The 17,476-nt window shown below is 56.7% G+C and carries 13 protein-coding genes and 2 pseudogenes; 8 read left to right on the top strand and 7 right to left on the bottom strand.

Going from position 1 to position 17,476, the window contains the following annotated elements:
• Positions 1 to 42: 42 nt before the first annotated feature.
• From ABIB18_RS21910 to ABIB18_RS21885, 6 genes and pseudogenes are all read left to right on the top strand, one after another.
• Positions 43 to 603: a non-canonical purine NTP pyrophosphatase gene (locus tag ABIB18_RS21910; protein ID WP_031377693.1), complete on the top strand. Its 561-nt coding sequence runs from the start codon at positions 43 to 45 to the stop codon at positions 601 to 603.
• The gene (locus ABIB18_RS21905) at positions 600 to 1,394 is read left to right on the top strand and encodes an SIR2 family protein (protein ID WP_031377692.1); all 795 of its coding nucleotides are present in this window, start codon (positions 600 to 602) and stop codon (positions 1,392 to 1,394) included. The genes ABIB18_RS21910 and ABIB18_RS21905 overlap by 4 nt, the downstream gene beginning before the upstream one ends.
• 148 nt (positions 1,395 to 1,542) lie before the next feature.
• A complete protein-coding gene (locus tag ABIB18_RS21900; RefSeq protein WP_031377691.1) occupies positions 1,543 to 1,884 on the top strand; it encodes a YebG family protein in 342 nt (113 codons plus the stop codon).
• Positions 1,885 to 2,307: 423 nt separating this feature from the next.
• Positions 2,308 to 3,140, top strand: a pseudogene (gene licT / locus ABIB18_RS21895) (BglG family transcription antiterminator LicT).
• A 170-nt stretch (positions 3,141 to 3,310) separates the two neighbouring features.
• Positions 3,311 to 5,176: a PTS beta-glucoside transporter subunit IIABC gene (gene bglF / locus ABIB18_RS21890; RefSeq protein WP_031377689.1), complete on the top strand. Its 1,866-nt coding sequence runs from the start codon at positions 3,311 to 3,313 to the stop codon at positions 5,174 to 5,176.
• Positions 5,177 to 5,188: 12 nt separating this feature from the next.
• Entirely contained in the window at positions 5,189 to 6,583 is a 1,395-nt protein-coding gene (locus ABIB18_RS21885) for a glycoside hydrolase family 1 protein (RefSeq protein WP_069729318.1), read from the top strand.
• A gap of 170 nt (positions 6,584 to 6,753) precedes the next feature.
• Here the strand turns inward: ABIB18_RS21885 and ABIB18_RS21880 are convergent, their stop codons facing one another.
• Complete coding sequence (locus ABIB18_RS21880) at positions 6,754 to 7,881, bottom strand: Fic family protein (RefSeq protein WP_031377687.1); 1,128 nt, start codon at positions 7,879 to 7,881, stop codon at positions 6,754 to 6,756.
• Positions 7,882 to 8,407: 526 nt separating this feature from the next.
• Between ABIB18_RS21880 and ABIB18_RS21875 the strand changes: the two genes are divergently transcribed.
• Entirely contained in the window at positions 8,408 to 10,348 is a 1,941-nt protein-coding gene (locus ABIB18_RS21875; RefSeq protein ID WP_031377686.1) for a methyl-accepting chemotaxis protein, read from the top strand.
• Between the two features lie 51 nt (positions 10,349 to 10,399).
• On the opposite strand, the gene ABIB18_RS21870 is transcribed toward ABIB18_RS21875, so the two are convergent.
• Genes ABIB18_RS21870 through ABIB18_RS21850 form a run of 5 tightly spaced genes read right to left on the bottom strand, consistent with a single transcriptional unit; the run spans position 10,400 to position 15,429 of the window.
• Positions 10,400 to 11,482 carry an ABC transporter ATP-binding protein gene (locus tag ABIB18_RS21870; RefSeq protein WP_354475713.1) on the bottom strand — a complete coding sequence of 361 codons (1,083 nt, stop codon included), beginning with the start codon at positions 11,480 to 11,482 and terminating at the stop codon, positions 10,400 to 10,402.
• 2 nt (positions 11,483 to 11,484) lie between these two features.
• Positions 11,485 to 12,432, bottom strand: coding sequence for a carbohydrate kinase family protein (locus ABIB18_RS21865; protein ID WP_354475711.1), 948 nt, complete (start codon positions 12,430 to 12,432; stop codon positions 11,485 to 11,487).
• A 2-nt stretch (positions 12,433 to 12,434) separates the two neighbouring features.
• Complete coding sequence (locus tag ABIB18_RS21860) at positions 12,435 to 13,274, bottom strand: carbohydrate ABC transporter permease (protein ID WP_046289319.1); 840 nt, start codon at positions 13,272 to 13,274, stop codon at positions 12,435 to 12,437.
• On the bottom strand, positions 13,264 to 14,172 hold the full coding sequence (locus tag ABIB18_RS21855; RefSeq protein WP_069729322.1) for a carbohydrate ABC transporter permease: 909 nt from the start codon (positions 14,170 to 14,172) through the stop codon (positions 13,264 to 13,266). The genes ABIB18_RS21860 and ABIB18_RS21855 overlap by 11 nt, the downstream gene beginning before the upstream one ends.
• Positions 14,173 to 14,181: 9 nt before the next feature.
• Positions 14,182 to 15,429 carry an extracellular solute-binding protein gene (locus ABIB18_RS21850; RefSeq protein ID WP_031374466.1) on the bottom strand — a complete coding sequence of 416 codons (1,248 nt, stop codon included), beginning with the start codon at positions 15,427 to 15,429 and terminating at the stop codon, positions 14,182 to 14,184.
• A gap of 296 nt (positions 15,430 to 15,725) precedes the next feature.
• On the opposite strand from ABIB18_RS21850, the gene ABIB18_RS21845 reads away from it, so the two are divergent.
• Complete coding sequence (locus ABIB18_RS21845; RefSeq protein WP_069729341.1) at positions 15,726 to 16,901, top strand: ROK family transcriptional regulator; 1,176 nt, start codon at positions 15,726 to 15,728, stop codon at positions 16,899 to 16,901.
• Between the two features lie 36 nt (positions 16,902 to 16,937).
• Here ABIB18_RS21845 and ABIB18_RS21840 read toward each other — a convergent pair.
• Positions 16,938 to 17,393: pseudogene (locus ABIB18_RS21840) on the bottom strand (Glu/Leu/Phe/Val family dehydrogenase); the annotation flags it as partial.
• Positions 17,394 to 17,476 lie beyond the last annotated feature (83 nt).

Here is a 17,476-nt window from a genome sequence, read left to right as displayed (position 1 = left end):
TGTCGATTCAGCGCGCGGCGGAGCAATTAACCTGGAAGCCCCATGAAAATCAGATTCCTTTCTGCCAATGAGCAAAAGCTGGCGGAGGTGCGCAAAATCCTCGAACCTATCGGGGTCGAAGTATTGCCCATCTCCCGTCGTATCGAAGAAATTCAGACTGAAAACGAACTCGATCTGGTGCGCGATAAGCTGACCAAGGCCTTTTCACTGATTGGACGACCGCTGTTCGTTGAGCATACCGGACTCTATCTGGATGGCCTGAATGGCCTGCCAGCCGGGTTGACCCGCATCTTCTGGAACCGGCTGGATGCCGAGCGTTTTACCGCCCTGGTGCAGGGGCTCGATAGCCAGGCCGTGACGGCTAAAACCGTGCTGGGCTACTGCGATGGTCGCAAAATGTATCAGTTTTCCGGCGAACTGCGCGGTACCATCGCCGCCGAACCGGCCGGCACACGCGGCTTTCAATGGGATTGTGTCTTTATCCCGGAAGGTTACGATCAGACATTTGCCGAAATGGGTGAACTCAAGAATGAGATTTCGATGCGGCGCATCGCGCTCGATCGCTTCGCCACTTTTTTGAAAACGGCTCGGGGAGTCGCATGAAACCTGAACTTAAACGTGCTTATGATTCCGGTAAGCTGATTCTGTTTGCCGGCGCGGGTATCTCACGCAATCTTGGTTTGCCGGAGTGGCATGAGCTGATTGCCCATCTCGCCAATGAGCTGGGTTACGATCCAAAAATCTTTAACACCTATGGCACCCATCTGTCGCTGGCGGAATATTACAAACAGAAGAAAGGATCGCTCGGCCCGCTGCGCAGCTGGATGGATCGCGAATGGCACCGCCCGGATATTGATGTCCGGACCTCAGAAATCCACACCATGATCACCCAGGGCAACTTTTCCCGCATCTATACCACCAATTACGATCGCTGGCTGGAAGCGGCACACGATGCGCATGGCGTCCCGTATTACAAAGTGGCTAACGCCGCCGATCTGGTGTCGCTGACCGAAGATAAACGCCACATTATCAAGCTGCACGGCGATTTCGATGATGACACCTCTATCGTGCTCGATGAAAGCAGCTACTTTGAACGGCTCTATTTCGATTCGCCGCTCGACATAAAACTGACCCACGACGTGATGGGCAATTCGGTGCTGTTTGTCGGCTACAGCATCAGCGATTTTAATATCCGGCTGCTGTTTTACCGCCTGACTAAAATGTGGGGCCGCACCGGGCTGGCGACGGCGCGTCCGAAATCGTATCTGTTTACCAACCGCAATAATCCAGTGGCAAAAGAGGTACTTGGACAGTGGGGGATTGAGATGATCGTCTCGGAAGAGGATGACCCGCGTAAAGCGCTGGCCGACTTTCTTGAGGCGCTGCTGGTCTAGCCAGCAACGCGCCTTCCCCGACAGAGTGGTTAAAGTTTGTGCCCGGTTAAGGTTATGCCGGGGATAACCGATAAACTCTATTCTCTGCTGGAAAAGCATCATCGTCGTGATATACTGTATGTATACACAGTATCCGAGGGGCAAAAACATGGCTGTCGAAACAAAATTTGTAGTAGTCAGAAAGGGTGAAGAGAAGATGACGTTTGCCAATAAAAAAGAGGCCGATGCCTACGACAAAATGCTCGATATGGCCGAAGCCTTCACCGACTGGCTGTTACAGCATCAACCCGCGCTGGATGAGACGCAGGCGGAAACCCTGGGCCTGCTGATTGCCGAGCAGAAAGATGCCGTGCAGCATATTCTGCGCACCAGCAAACTGCCTGAGCCAGTTGCTGCTGATGCCCGTCAGCCTGAGACGGCATCAGACAGCGCCGATGACAAGGCTGAAGAGACTGGCAGTAAAAAAGTCCGCGCGGTAAAAGCAGCCTGACCCCGTTAACGCCGGAAGCGATCCTTCCGGCGTTATTGTTTTGACTGTGTCTGGCACCGATCTTCACCTTATGCCGCTTTGCGCACTTCCTTGTTAAAACGCCTTGCCTGAAAGGCCGTCTCGTCAAACCCCTCTGCTTTGAAAATCCTTTCCGCTGAAAGATCTGCGCGTTTATGTCGCGTTCGCCGTAATGACGGCCCTTAAGGCGTCTCGCGGTTTACCTGTAGCGGGTTATATTTTTGATCTCGCCTTGCTGCAAATCACACCAGTAAGAACGATCTGTATCACGTTTCTTTTCGTAAGCTATTGAGGCTGCGATTGAAACTGATACAGTACCGCCACTGGATTGTTACTGCTTCGGCAGGCAAAACCTGATTTTCTGGCTTCTGCCGGAGGTCAGGTTTTTTTGTTTCTGGGGTTCCAATGAAAATCGCCAAAATTCTTAATAATAATGTGGTGGTTGTTCAGGATAAACACGGCGGCGAACAGGTCGTTATGGGGCGCGGTCTGGCCTTCCAGAGACGCGTCGGCGACACGCTTGATAAGGCGCGCATTGAGAAGATTTTCGCGCTGCAAAGCGACGAACTGATGCATCGGCTGGGGATCTGTTAAGTCAAATTCCGCTGGAGGTGATGACCACCTGCGATCGCATCATCCAGCTTGCCGCCCAGCGGCTGGGGACCTTGCAGGAGAGCCTGTATATCACCCTCACCGACCACTGCCATTTTGCGATTGAACGGCAACATAAAGGCCTGACCATCAAAAATGTGCTGCTGTGGGAGATTAAACGGCTCTACCCGAAAGAATTTGAACTGGGGCAGGAGGCGCGGGCCATTATCGCTCAGCGCCTGAACGTCCAGCTGCCAGAGGATGAAGCGGGCTTCATCGCCCTGCATCTGGTAACGGCGCAGCTCAACAGCGAAAAGCCGGAGGTTATGCACGTAACCCGGGTGCTGCAGGAAATCCTGCAGCTGGTGAAGTATCAGTTACAGATTGAATATGATGAAGAGTCGCTGAGCTACCAGCGCTTTGTGACTCATCTGAAGTTTTTTGCCCAGCGAATGCTGACGCGTACCGTGGTGCCGGATGACGATCTCTCCCTCCATCGGGCAGTAAAAGATAACTACGCCAACGCCTGGAAATGTGCCGAAAAGCTGGCGCAGCACCTGCAAAAAAGCTATCAGCGCGAGCTGACTGCGGAAGAAATTATGTTCCTCACCATTCATATCGAACGGGTGAGAAAAGAAGCACGCTAGACGCTAGTACTGGATTTTTCTGCAACTGGATTTTTACTTCAACAGGATTGTTACTGCATAACGCAGGCAAAACCTGAGCGCGGCCTGAACACACAGGCTGCTCTCGGGTTTTTTTTTATTTTTTACTCAGTCATCCGGCGCCCGCGGGCCACGGCTATAAGGAAATCGAGATGGAATATCACGCGTTGGCGAAAGATATTCTCGGCCACGTCGGTGGCAAAGAGAATATCGTCAGTCTGGTACATTGCGCCACACGGCTTCGCTTCAAGCTGAAGGATCACGGCAAAGCCGATGCCCGCAGTCTGAAGGAGAATCCAGGCGTGATCATGGTGGTCGAAAGCGGCGGTCAGTTTCAGGTGGTGATTGGCAATCACGTCCACGATGTCTGGCAGGCCGTCAGCAAAGCGGCCGGACTGGCGGAAGACGCACCCAGCATCAATGACGGGAAGGGCGACAAGATCAACCTGTTCAACCGCCTGATTGATATCGTATCAGGCATTTTTACTCCGTTTATCGGTATCCTGGCCGCCTCCGGTATTCTCAAGGGCTTTCTGGCGCTGGCGGTGGTCTGCAACTGGCTGTCTCCCGACAGCGGCACCTATAAGATCCTGTTCGCCGCCAGTGATGCGCTGTTCTTTTTCTTCCCGCTGGTGCTGGGCTATACCGCCGGGAAAAAATTTGGCGGCAACCCGTTTATCACCATGAGCATTGGTGGAGCACTCACCCATCCGACTATGATTGCGGCTTTTGAGGCCAGCCAGCAGGCGGGGGCGGTGACCGAGGCTTTTTTTGGCATTCCGATAACCTGGATTAACTACAGCTCCTCTGTGATCCCGATTATTCTTGCCGCCTGGCTGAGCTGCTGGCTGGAAAAACAGAGCAGCCGCTTTCTGCCTTCCTCCGTGAAAAACTTTTTTGCCCCGCTGATCTGCATAGCGATCACCGTTCCTCTGACCTTCCTGCTGATTGGACCGCTGGCGACCGGGATGAGCCAGATGCTGGCGAATGGCTATCAGTGGATTTACCAGCAGGCTCCGTGGCTGGCAGGCGCGGCGATGGGCGCACTATGGCAGGTCTGCGTAATTTTCGGTTTGCACTGGGGACTGGTGCCCTTGATGATCAACAACCTGGCGGTGCTGGGTCACGACACCATGGCACCGATCCTGTTGCCTGCGGTAATGGGACAGGTAGGTGCCACGCTCGGTGTCTTGCTGCGTACCCGTGACGCGCGCCAGAAAGTGCTGGCGGGCTCTTCGGTCACCGCCGGGATTTTCGGCATCACCGAGCCGGCTGTCTATGGCGTTAACCTGCCACTACGTCGCCCGTTCTACTTTGGCTGCGTCGCCGGAGCGATCGGCGGTGCCATTGTCGGGTTCAGTGATACCCACGTTTATTCCTTCGGCTTTGCCAATATCTTTACTATTGCCCAGATGATCCCGCCGGGTGGCGTCGACAGTACGCTATGGGGCGGCATTATCGGCACGCTGGTGGCGCTGGTGCTGAGTTTCACAATGACGCTGCTGGCGGGAATGCCGGGTGCGCGCCGTCCGTCCGAGGCCGCGTTGCCCGCTACCCTCAGTGCCAATGAGGTGCTCTCACCGATGACCGGTAGCGTACTGGCACTCGACCAATTGCCTGATGCCACTTTTGCCAGCGGCCTGCTCGGTCAGGGTACCGCCATTATTCCCTCAGGAAATCAGGTTATTGCGCCGTTTTCCGGCATGGTTGCCTCCTTGTTCCAGACCCGACACGCGATTGGCTTGCTGAGCGACAGCGGAATCGAGGTATTGATTCACGTCGGGATCGATACCGTCAAACTCGACGGCAAACCCTTCACCGCCCATGTAAACGTCGGCGACAAAGTGCAGCCGGGTGACCTGCTGCTGACCTTTGACCGTCAGGCCATTATTGACGCCGGATACGATCTGGCGACCCCGATCATTATCAGTAACAGCGATGCGTATCAGCAGGTGGTGACCGTTGCGGCCAGCACCGTGGTTGCCGGTGCGCCATTGCTCAGCGTAAGCCACGACTAAAAGGAGCACGTGATGAAGAGTTTCCCGAGTACATTTTTATGGGGCGGCGCACTGGCCGCAAACCAGGTCGAAGGCGCTTATCGCGAAGAGGGTAAAGGGCTATCCACCTCTGACGTCCAGCCGCAGGGCATATTTGGTCCTATCGTCGAGCGTGAGCCCGGCAGCAGTAGCATTAAAGATATCGCCATCGATTTCTACCATCGCTACCCGGAAGATATCAAACTGTTCGCCGAAATGGGCTTCAGCTGTCTGCGCGTCTCTATCGCATGGACGCGCATCTTCCCGAACGGTGACGATCCGCAGCCGAATGAGGCCGGGCTGGCCTTTTACGACCGGTTATTTGATGAACTGGCGGCGCACCGCATCACGCCATTGGTGACGTTGTCACACTATGAAATGCCGTGGTCACTGGTAAAACAGTACGGCGGCTGGGGCAACCGTCAGGTGATTGATTTCTTTGAACGTTATGCCCGCACCGTTTTTGCGCGCTATCAGCATAAAGTGAAGCGCTGGCTGACCTTCAACGAAATTAATATGTCGCTGCACGCGCCAATGACCGGCGTCGGACTGCCGGACGGCAGCAGCAAAAGCGAAGTCTACCAGGCCATTCACCACCAGCTGGTGGCCAGCGCGCTGGCGGTCAACGCCTGTCATGAGATCATTCCTGACGCTCAAATCGGCAACATGCTGCTCGGCGGGCTGATGTATCCGCTGACCTGCAAGCCCGATGATGTGTTCAAAACGCTGCAGGAAAACCGCAGCTGGCAGTTCTTTGGCGACGTACAGTGCCGCGGCAGTTATCCGGGCTATATGCTGCGTTTCTTCCGCGATAATGGCATCCGACTGGATATCACCGATGCCGATCGCCAGGCGCTGAAATCGACCGTCGATTTTATCTCGTTCAGCTATTACATGACCGGCTGCGTAACCGCCGACGAAGCACATAGCCAGCGCGCACGAAGTAACATCCTGAGCATGGTGCCGAACCCGCATCTTGCCAGTTCGGAATGGGGCTGGCAGATTGACCCGGTCGGGCTGCGTACGCTGTTAAACGTGCTGTGGGACCGCTATCAAAAACCGCTGTTTATCGTTGAAAACGGCCTTGGCGCAAAGGATGAGCCGGATGCAGCAGGCATGGTGCAGGATGACTATCGCATCAGCTATCTTAACGACCATCTGGTGCAGGTCCGCGAGGCGATCGACGACGGCGTTGAGGTGCTGGGCTATACCAGCTGGGGACCGATCGATTTGGTCAGCGCATCGAAAGCTGAACTCTCTAAGCGCTACGGCTTCATTTATGTCGATCGGGATGACAGTGGGAACGGCTCGCTGGCGCGCAGCCGCAAGAAGAGTTTTTACTGGTACAAAGAGGTGATTAGCACCAACGGGGCGTCGCTGAAACAGTAATTGCAGCAATGCGCCATCGCGGCGAAGACCTTTTCGCCGCGATGCATCTCGCCGCCGCGCTACTCATGCGCGACACCAGGCATTTCATCCCATTTTCTCCGGCTGTTTATCCGGGCGTTGGTTGACGATCTGCTGACGTGATGTTCGTTTGCCAGGATGTCCGCTGATCCTCAGCGTTCTTCTGCGGCTCTGACCTGATAGCGCGTACTGCGTCCGCCGCCTTCCAGCCGGTAAAGACAGCCTTTCTCCAGCAGATCGGCTAAATGACGTGTCGCCGTCGCCTTACTCACTTTCGCCACCTTCTGATACTGACTGGCGCTGATCCCCTGTTCAAAACCCTGTTCGCCGCCGTCTAACAACCGGTTCAGTACTTTTACCTGCTCTTTGCTCAGGGCCAGTCCCTGATGCCGGAGCCAGAAGCGTGCTTTTGCCTGGGTGCGGGCAACGGTGTTAATCGCCTGCTGCAGACTCTCATCCAGAATATCGAGAAACCACACCAGCCAGTCGGTAATATCCAGCCCGCCTTTCTGCGTCTGTTCCAGGATGCGGTAGTAATCCGCGCGGTGGGCCAGAATGGCAGGTGACATCGCGTACAGACGGATGCTCTGACTGTCAGCCTGCGCCAGCGCCAGATCGGTTAAAGCGCGGGTGATACGGCCATTACCGTCATCAAAAGGGTGCAGGGTAACAAACCAGAGATGGCAGATTGCGGCGCGCAGCAACGGGTCCAGCATCACATCCTGTTCGCTGCGGTTGAACCACGCAATAAACGCTGTCAGCTGCGGTTCCAGTCCGCTGCGCGGCGGTGCTTCAAAATGCACCGTCGGACGATCGATGCGTCCGGATATGACCTGCATCGGCTCGCTGCCGCGCAGGGTGCCAACACTCAGACGCTGCACTGACCATTCATCGGCCGGAAATAACCAGCAATGCCATTGGTAAAGACGCGCCAGCGTGAGCGGCTGGCTGCGGTTGTTAATGGCATCCAGCATCATCGCCGCCAGTCCCTCCGATCGATCCGAAACCGGATAAGGCTGTTGTTCGGTCACGCCTAAGCGGCGCGCCAGAGATGAACGCACCGATTGTACGTTTACCCGTTCTTCTTCAATCGCCGAGGAGGAGAGGATATTGCTGAGCAGAGTGTCGAGCGTTTGCGCCTGATCGCCGGGGTGCAGGCTGGCACGGCCCAGCAGTAAACCGCGCTGCTGCTGCAGATGGCGCAAACGGGGTAACAGTGCGGCCTGCTGCCAGTGAAATTGCGGCCAGTCGGCCTGTTGCCATATCCAGTCAGTCGTCATATCCGGCTCATCATCAGGGTAATGAGCCGAATAAGTCTGCTTATTCGGCTCACATAATGAGTCGATTGTAACGAAGATTTGGCTCACAGACCACTTTGTCAGCCACCAGACACAAAAGAAAACAGGACCCGAAGGTCCTGTCTGTTTAGCGGGAGAATTGCAAAAAGGTGTCTGAGTAGTAGTGAACAATCCAGGCGACATACGCTAACCAGATGATCATACCGCCTGCTAAGCCAATTTTACCGGTCATTGATTTTTCTCCACCGTGATGAGGGAACAACAACGTCTGTTTACATAAACTGACAGTAGTGACGGCTGCCGGTATTGTTTTAGATCAAATTAAACAGATTCATTGCTGTCGCCATAACCCCTTTGCGATCAACTTCCCGCTTTTATCATCCGGTCTGACCCGCACACTCCAGCCGGTTGCGTAATTAAAGTTCAAAAAAACGGCGCCGATAGATGATCTCAGGAGCACCAGAACCACAGGGAGGTCGCGAAAAGGGTAAATTCCAGGGGAATCAACATGGCCAGTCAGTTAAAAGATAAAAAGAAAATGAGTACCCGAGCGCAGATGCTCATTACCGGCGGCTTGACCATTATGCTGGGATTTACCGTGACGATCGGTGTCCTTAGCTGGCAGTCAGGCAAAGAGCAGAAGGCGCTGGCAGAGAAGTATCTGCAGCAGATTGCCCAAAGCCGCGGCTTACAGGTGCAACAGGAGCTGAGTCATGCGCGTGACGTGGCCAGCCATCTGGGACAAAGCCTGATCGCTTTACCCCATGCCGGTATTACCGACCGCAAAGTGGTCGATAAGATCATGGAATATTCACTGCGGGCCAATCCCGACTATCTGTCGATGTCTGTGATCTTTGAACCGAACGCCTTCGATGGTCGCGATGCCGAATTCGTGAACCAGCCGGGCCAGGCTCCACAGGGGCGTTACGCCTGGTTTGTTGACCGCGATCAGGCGGGTCAATTCGCCATGCATCCTCTGCTCTCAATCCTGACGCCAGGTCAGGGTGATTACTATCAAATCCCGCAGCAATCGAAGAAAGATACCCTGATCGAGCCTTACAGCTATGCCTATAACGGCGTGCCGACCTTACTGACCTCGGTCGCGGCGGCAATAATCGAGCAGGGCACGCTGAAGGCGATTGTCACCTCCGATATTTCACTCGCGTCTTTACAGCAGAAGGTGAATCAAATCAAACCCTGGCAGGGAAGCGGCTATGCGCTGCTGCTCTCCAATGGTGGAAAGGTGGTGTCATCGCCGGTCAAAGATGAGGCCGGTAAGCCGTGGAAAGGGGAAACCGATCATTTCACCTCGGGCGTGGTGCAGCATTTTGATTCAGTGCTGGGAGAAGAGGCGTTGATGACCTGGCAACCGGTGATTATTGGCGACAGCGATAAACCCTGGTACCTCGGGGTGGTGGCGCCGGTGAGTCAGGTGATGGCCGCCGCTAACCGTCAGCTGAGCTGGGCGATTGGCCTGATGATCGTCAGCATTCTGCTGGTCGGAACGGTGCTGGGCCTGCTGTTCAGCCGTAAAGTATTACGTCCGATTGGTGGCGAACCGATTGAGGCGGCTAAAATCGCGCTGGCGGTAGCGGATGGCAAACTCGACAATGCCATCGTTATCAAAGCCGGCGACCGCAGCAGCCTGTTCTTCGCGCTGGAAACCATGCAAAGTCAGCTGCGACAAATCGTTGGCCAGATTAAAGATGCCAGCGAATCGGTGCGTCAGGGCGCGGGCGAAATTGCCAGCGGCAACCTCAACCTGGCATCCCGTACCGAGCAGCAGGCGGCCGCGCTGGAGCAGACCGCCGCCAGTATGGAGCAGATCAGCGCCACCATCCGCCTGAATGCGGATAATGCGCAGCAGGCAACCAGCCTGACGGAAAATGCCACCCACATCGCCAGCCGCGGCGCCACGCTGGTGGGCCAGGTGGTCCAGACCATGGCGCAGATCGATGATAGTTCGAAGAAGATCGGCGACATCACCACCATGATCAACAGCATCGCCTTCCAGACCAATATTCTGGCGCTCAACGCTGCGGTGGAAGCGGCACGCGCCGGCGAGCAGGGCCGTGGCTTTGCAGTGGTGGCATCTGAAGTGCGTAATCTGGCGCAGCGCAGCGCCAGTGCGGTCAAGGAGATCGCGGCACTGATCGAGGAGTCAAGCGTACGGGTTGAAAGCGGCGTCAGGCTGGTGAACGATGCCGGTAAGACCATGCAGGAGATGACGCAGGCGGTTAATTCGGTGCAGGGCATTATCGGGGAGATCGTTTCCGCCTCGGATGAGCAGGCGCGCGGCATTACCCAGGTGACGATTGCCGTTAACGAAATGGATGGCACCACCCAGCAGAACGCCGCGCTGGTGCAGCAGATGTCGGCCGCGGCCAGTTCACTGGAAGACCAGGCGCAACAGCTGGCGCAAACGGTCGAGCAGTTCCATCTGGCTTAACGTAATCCGCTGATGATAAAGAAAACCCGCCGTTGGCGGGTTTTTTATTGATTACTGTTCGGTCAGGCGCTCACCGCTGTGCGCATCGAACAGATGCATCTTGTCCGGATTGACGGTGACCGGCAATGTCCCGCCCGGCGTCGCCTCGCTGCGCCCGCTCTGTTGCATATGCAGGGCGAAACCCTGCCAGTTCAGATGCAGCAGCGTCGACTCGCCGGTAATCTCAACGATACTGACATCGGCTGGCTGACCACCCGCATCGCTGATTAGATCGTGAGGCCGCACGCCGAGCGTCACCGGCTGGTCCGGCTGCTCACCCGCCGCACGGTGCCAGCGGGGTGGTAACGGCAGCCACTGTTGACCACACAGCACGCCCGGCACGCCATCACGCGGCTGAAACTGCGCATCCAGCAGATTCATCGGCGGCGAACCGATAAAGCGTGCCACAAAGGTATTCACCGGACGATCGTAGATCGCCAGCGGTGCGCCCTGTTGCACGATAACGCCATCCTTCATCACTACAATCTGATCCGCCAGCGTCATCGCCTCGACCTGATCGTGCGTCACATACACCATGGTGGTTTTAAAACGCTGGTGCAGCGATTTGATCTCGGCACGCAGCTCCATGCGTAACTGCGCATCAAGGTTAGACAGCGGTTCATCGAACAGAAACACCTGCGGATTACGCACCATCGCGCGTCCCATCGCCACACGTTGCCGCTGGCCGCCCGATAGCGCCCGTGGATAACGTTGCAACAGCTGTCCGATGCCGAGGATGCCGGCAATGCGGGCGATCTTGCTTTTCTGCTCCTCGCGCGCCACCTTTTTGACCTGCATATGGAAGGCCAGATTCTCTGCTACCGTCAGGTGCGGATAGAGCGCATAGCTCTGGAATACCATGGCGATATCGCGGTCAGCGGGATCGAGGTCGTTGATGCGTTTTTTATCGAGCGTGATCGCCCCGTCAGAGACGCTATCCAGCCCCGCCAGCAAACGCAATAAGGTTGATTTACCGCAGCCGGAGGGACCAACCAGCACGGTAAAACTGCCGTCGGGGATGGTGAGATCCAGCGGGTGCAGCACGCTCTGCTTACCGTAGCGCTTAGCCACCTGTACAAGTTCAACACTGGCCATAATTAGCGCACCTCATGTGAAAGTTGGAGTTGTTGCCAGCCGGGATAGCGGCGCGGTGAACTGCTGATCGCCAGAGAGGCGACATCTATGCCCCAGCGCAGCGCGGTCTGCGTTGGCTGGCGGTAAAGCAGCGCGGCAAGAAAACCGGCGTTGAAACTGTCTCCGGCGCCGATGGTATCAACCACCGTCACCGGTTGCGCCGCCACGTGCAGCGTCCCGGTGGCAGACCACAACCGCGCGCCGTCCGCACCGCTTTTCACCACACAGCCACCGCGACCACTGAGCCGGGCCGCCAGCTGAACCGCGCTTTGCTCCACGGATGCGCCGTTGGCTAAGCCGAGCGTTTCGACTTCGTTCAGCAGCAGCCAGTCGCAATCGGCTAACCAGCGATGAACCTGCTGGCGAAGCTCATCATGCCAGCCGGTGGGGGGCCAGCCGGTATCGACCGCCACAGCAAAACCCCGTTGCTGTAGCGCCGTCAGCAGCGCCGGATACGCCTGATAGAGTTCCAGGCAGAGAAAGGTGCCGCACAGCAGAACGATATCGCCCGGTACGGCCTGCGCGGGCAGCTGGTTCAGCACATCCGCAGCGGTCATTTGCGTGATATGGCCAAAGTTGCTGATAAACGAACGTTCGTTGTCAGGATGGGTGACGCCCACCGTCAGCGAGGTTTCACAGCGATAGCGTGGCCAGTGCGCCGCACTGTGCGGGAAATGACTGGCGAGCCAGTGGCTAAATCCGTCATCGCCCTGATTGGCGATAGCGCGGTGCGGCACCTGCATCGCCTCCAGCGCCAGCGCACAGTTACCGGCTGAGCCGCCCGGACGCAGTTCGCTGTGTTGCAGCATCACTTCGGTACCACGCTGTGGCCAGTCGCTCAGCGTGCCCATAATCAAATCCACATTGATATTGCCCACCACGTAAAGCGTGGATGAAGTCGTGTTTAGCATCGTTATCCCTTACTTCCCCCACTGGCCAGACCGCTAACCAGCGTCTTCTGCAGCCAGATGGCAATAAACAGTGGCGGCACCGAGGCCAGAATGCCGATAGCGGCGATCAGCCCGTCATCGGTGGCCCGTCCGGCCGTAAAGCCGGCAATGGCAACCGGTAGCGTCTGGGCCGAAATATTGCTGGTAAACAGCAGCGCATAGAAAAACTCATCCCACGCCAGCAGCCAGCCAAACAGCGCGGCCGCGCCCAGAACCGGCTTCGCCAGCGGCAGGGTAATGCGCAGCAGCACCTGCCAGAAGCGCAGACCATCGAGGCGGGCGGCCTGCTCGATATCACGTGGCAGCGAATCGAACTGGTTCTTCAGCATCCAGGTGAGAAACGGCAGGATCAGCGAGCAGTAGACCATCACCAGGCCAGGCCGGGTATTCAGCAGATCCAGTTGCTGGAGCAGGAAGTAGAGCGGCAGCACGAAAGCCACCGGCGGCACCATGTAGATGGCCAGCGCGCCAAACAGCCAGCCGTCGCGACCGGCGTAACGGGAGAAGCTGAAGGCCGCCGGAATAGCCAGCAGCAGTGAGATGGCGGTTGCTACGCTGGCGACCAGCAGGCTATTGCCCAGCGCATGCAGAAAGATGTTGCCCGGCTGATTCGGTGCCAGCGACACCAATCCGTGATAGCGGCTAAAATCCCACTGCCGGGGCAGCCACTCGAGCGGAACGCGCGACAGATCGCTGGCAGAACTGACGCTCATCAGGAACAGCCAGCCCATCGGGGCCAGAATAGTGATCGCCACCAGCAGCGCCGCGCCATAGCGCAACACCCGCCGCAGTTTAGTTTTCATAAGCAGAACTCCGACGGCGCTGACGCCATAACATCAACAGATAGAGGGTGATCAGCAGGGCGCACATCAGGGTCATCAGCATCGCATAGGCCGCACCGCTGCCGGCTCGCAGATAGCTAAAGGATTCCTGATAAACGAAGAAGCTCAGGGTCTTGGTGCTGTCTACCGGCCCGCCGCGCGTCATTACGTAGATAATGTCGAAGATCTTAAAGGCATCAATGGTGCGCAGGACCAGCGCCACCCCAAGCGGGGCGACGATCGCCGGGAAGGTGATCGCCCGGAAGCGGCGCCAGGCGGAAGCCCCATCCAGTCTGGCAGCTTCAAACAGATCCTCCGGAATCGATTGCAGCGCAGCCAGCACCAGCAGCGTCACCAGCGGATAGTTCTTCCAGATATCCGCGAACATTACCGCATTGAGTGCGGCATCCGGTGAGCCCAGCCAGCTGCGGTAACCGTCGATAATACCCAGCTGGCTGAGCAGGGCGTTGATGCTGCCATAGTCCGGGTTGAAGTTAAGCCGCCACATCATCGCGTTGACGATGGTTGGCAGCGCCCACGGCAGAATCACCAGCACCCGCAGGATATTGCGTCCGGCAAACTTCTGGTTAAGCAGCAACGCCACCAGCACGCCAATCACGCCTTCAAAGGTCACCGAGACGAGGGTGAAATAAAGCGTACGGCCAATCGATGCCCGAAAGTCGGGATCGCTCAGCGCGTAAACGTAGTTTTCCAGTCCGATCCAGCCTGGCGTTTCCCCGCTGCCAATCAGCGCAGCATCAGTGAAACTCAGCCAGATGGTGCGCAACAAAGGCCAGGCGGTAAGCAGCAGCATCACCAGCAGCATGGGTGCCAGCAGCACCCATGCCTGACGCTGTTCGCGTTGACGCAAACTCAGCATCATGACTCCTTAACGCAGACGCGCAGCGCTTTTATCCACCGCCGCCATCGCATCCTGGGCCGTGGTTTTACCCAGTAACACCTGCTGCAACTGCTGCTGAAGCTGGTTCGAGAGACGCGAATAGTCGGCCGTTTCCGGACGTGACAGCATCACGTTTAGTGACTTATCAGCCGCAGCGATCAGGCTCTCCTGATCTTTTTTCACCGCCGGGTCCTGATAAGACGATTTCCAGATTGGCAGGCTGAGGCGGGCGTACTGATTCTGTACCGGCTGTGAGGTCATATACTGAATGTACTGCCATGCCTGCTCCGGATGGGTGCTGCCTTTGGCGATACCCAGACCCATTGAGCCGTTTACGCCGCCCGCCTGGCCCGGCGCATCACCTGGCGCTGGCATGATGCCAACGTCGCCCGCCACCTTACTCTGCTTAGGGTCGTTGGCCATGTTGTACATATAGGTCCAGTTGAGCGCGAACGCTGCATCACCGTTGGAGAAGGATTTACGCACATCTTCTTCCAGATACTCGCGTGAAGCCGGATTACTCAGTCCGTCGTCGAGTGAACTTTTCATCAGGTTTAACGCTTTAAGCGAGGCCGGACTGGAGAAGTTGAGCTTACCGTTTTGATAGAACTGGCCGCCAAAGCCCGACACCAGTGTGGTGTAGTCACACACCAGCGCTTCGGCCTGCGACCAGCTCCAGACCAGCGGATAGTTAACGATTTTTTTCTGCTTGATGATTTTTGCGTCGTCCAGCACCTGCTGCCAGGTCTGTGGCGGGGTGGTGATGCCCGCTTTGCTCAGCATCGCCTTGTTGTAGTAGAGATATTTAGTATCCAGAATCCACGGCATTCCCAGGGTTTTGCCCTTATAGATCACCGTGTTCATCGCGCCCGGGAAAACTTTATCTTTCTCTTCCGGCGTGATGCGGGCGCTCACATCCTGCAGCAGATCGAAACGGGTAAACTCAGCCGGCCAGATGGCATCGAACAGCACCACATCGTAACCATTGCCACCGGCACCGCGCGCCGCAACAATCTTGTCGTGCAGCGCTTCATACGGCACAAACTCCAGATTGACGCTGACATCCGGATGCTGCTTTTGAAAATTCTGCGTCATGGCGCGAATATCATTTTCGCTGTAGGCCGCCTGAGTCATAAACAGGGCATTGATCTGGCTGGCCGCTACCGCACTGCCGGCGCTGAGCATCAGCAGGGCGGCAACGCCCGCTTTGAGTTGAGGGGTAAAACGCTGTGACATGATCTTCTCCACTATGCAGCAACAGGATGTCGATTAATTAAATCAATTTGATTGATTTAATCAGGGGCGTAATCTGGGGCAGTTATTGCACTGGCCTGGAAAGTAATAAGCAAACGGCGTGCCACAAAAATCGCAGCGGATGAAACAATGCCGTAACAACGCTGAAACTCAGACTGCGCTTTTACGCTAAAACTGCCTATCCTGTTCGCCCGGATTTGTGTGCAGGATCAAAGATATTATTTGCCCGCGCCGCCACAGGGACTAATACTGTCGGTCCCGCTGTAATGGAAAACAACATGACAACCTCGGGCACTAACCTTGAACATGCGCGGGCGCACAATCGACGCGTGGTGATTGAAGCCATTCGTCTGCATGGCGAACTGACGCGCGCAGAACTGGCCCGCATGACGGCGCTGACGCCGCAGACGGTCTCTAACATTGTGGCGGAACTGGAGCAGGCGGAACTGCTGACCAGCCGCCAGCCGCGCCGTAGCGGACGCGGTCAGCCGTCGATTCCGGTAACGCTGAATCCCACCAGCGCCTGGTCGATTGGCATTCATCTCGATCATCAGACGCTGCTGCTGGTGCTGGTCGATCTCAGCGGCGAAGTGCACCTGCGCCGCCTCGTTATGGTGCAAAAGCCCCAGCCCGCTGCCACTCTGGCGCGCATTGCTGGTGTGCTGGATGAGATGCGTACCTTTCTTGGTGCGCAGTGGAGTAAAGTTCTCGGCATTGGCGTGGTGATGCCGGGGCCGTTTGGCGTAGAGGGCATTTCCTCGGTGGGTCCCACCACCCTGAACGGCTGGGAGCAGGTTGATATCGAAGCCGAACTCAGAGCCCTCAGCGGATTGCCGGTCACGCTGGAGAACGATGCCACGGTAGCCGCCATCGGCGAACGCTTTCACGGCGTTGCTCGCCAGCTCAACTCATTTATCTATCTCTACATTGGCACCGGTCTCGGCGCGGGGATCTTTACCGATGGCCACATCTATACCGGCCACGCCCACAATGCCGGCGAGATAGGGCACATAGTGGTTGAACCAGGCGGACGCGACTGTTACTGCGGTAACCAGGGCTGCCTTGAACGCTACGTCTCGCTCCAGGCCGCCTACGAATTTTGCGGACTCGACCCGATGCGCGCGCTGCCGGAAGATCTGTTGCAGATTGAACCCGCACGGTTTGCGGCGTGGATTGACAGCGTGTTGATCCCGTTGCGCCAGGCGATCAATATTCTGGAATCGGTGTTTGATGCTGAAGCGGTGATTATTGGCGGGATGATGCCAGCGCCGTTACTGGAACAGATCGTGCACCGTTTACCGCCGCTTTATCAGTCGGTGCGTGGGCGCTATCTCAATGCGATGCGTCTGAAGACAGGAATGACCGGGAGTGATACCGCTGCGCTTGGCGCTGCCGCATTACCGATCTTTGACGAGTTTAATCCTCAGTTTCAGGTGCTGATGAAGCAGGCGTGAAAACGGGCGCTGCCGGTAACGGCAGCGCCAGCCAGATTAGCCAGGATAGATACCGCGATCTTTACGCGCCATCAGAATGCGCTCACACGCCACGATGTACGCTGCGGTGCGCAGTGAACAATCTTTCTCTTTGGCTTTCTCCCAGACGTGGACCATCGCATCGGTCATGATCTTGTCTGAACGACGGTTGATCTCATCTTCGCTCCAGAAGAAGCTCGCCATGTCCTGCACCCACTCGAAGTAGCTGACGGTTACGCCGCCGGCGTTACAGACCACATCCGGCACCACGATAATGCCGCGCGTCGCCAGCATATCGTCAGCATCGGGATAGGTCGGACCGTTAGCGCCTTCCAGAACGATTTTGCAGCTCAGGATTTCGGCTCGTTCGCGGGTAATCTGACCTTCCAGCGCCGCCGGGATCAGGATGTCCATTTCCGTGGTCCAGAACGCCTCTTTATCGATGGTCTGTTCGCCCGGATAGGGGGCAGTTTGGATATCGAAAATTATTGTACGTTAAGGCTATTTTTTGACCTTTCGACTTTAGCTGGCCTCAGCCGACGAAACTTACCGGAAGC

The sequence above is a fragment of the Pantoea sp. UYEF8 genome (assembly GCF_040546285.1).
Classification (GTDB): Bacteria; Pseudomonadota; Gammaproteobacteria; order Enterobacterales; family Enterobacteriaceae; genus Pantoea; species Pantoea brenneri.
The sequence above is the reverse complement of the archived record's forward strand: the minus strand, read 5'-3'. Positions and strand labels throughout refer to the sequence as shown.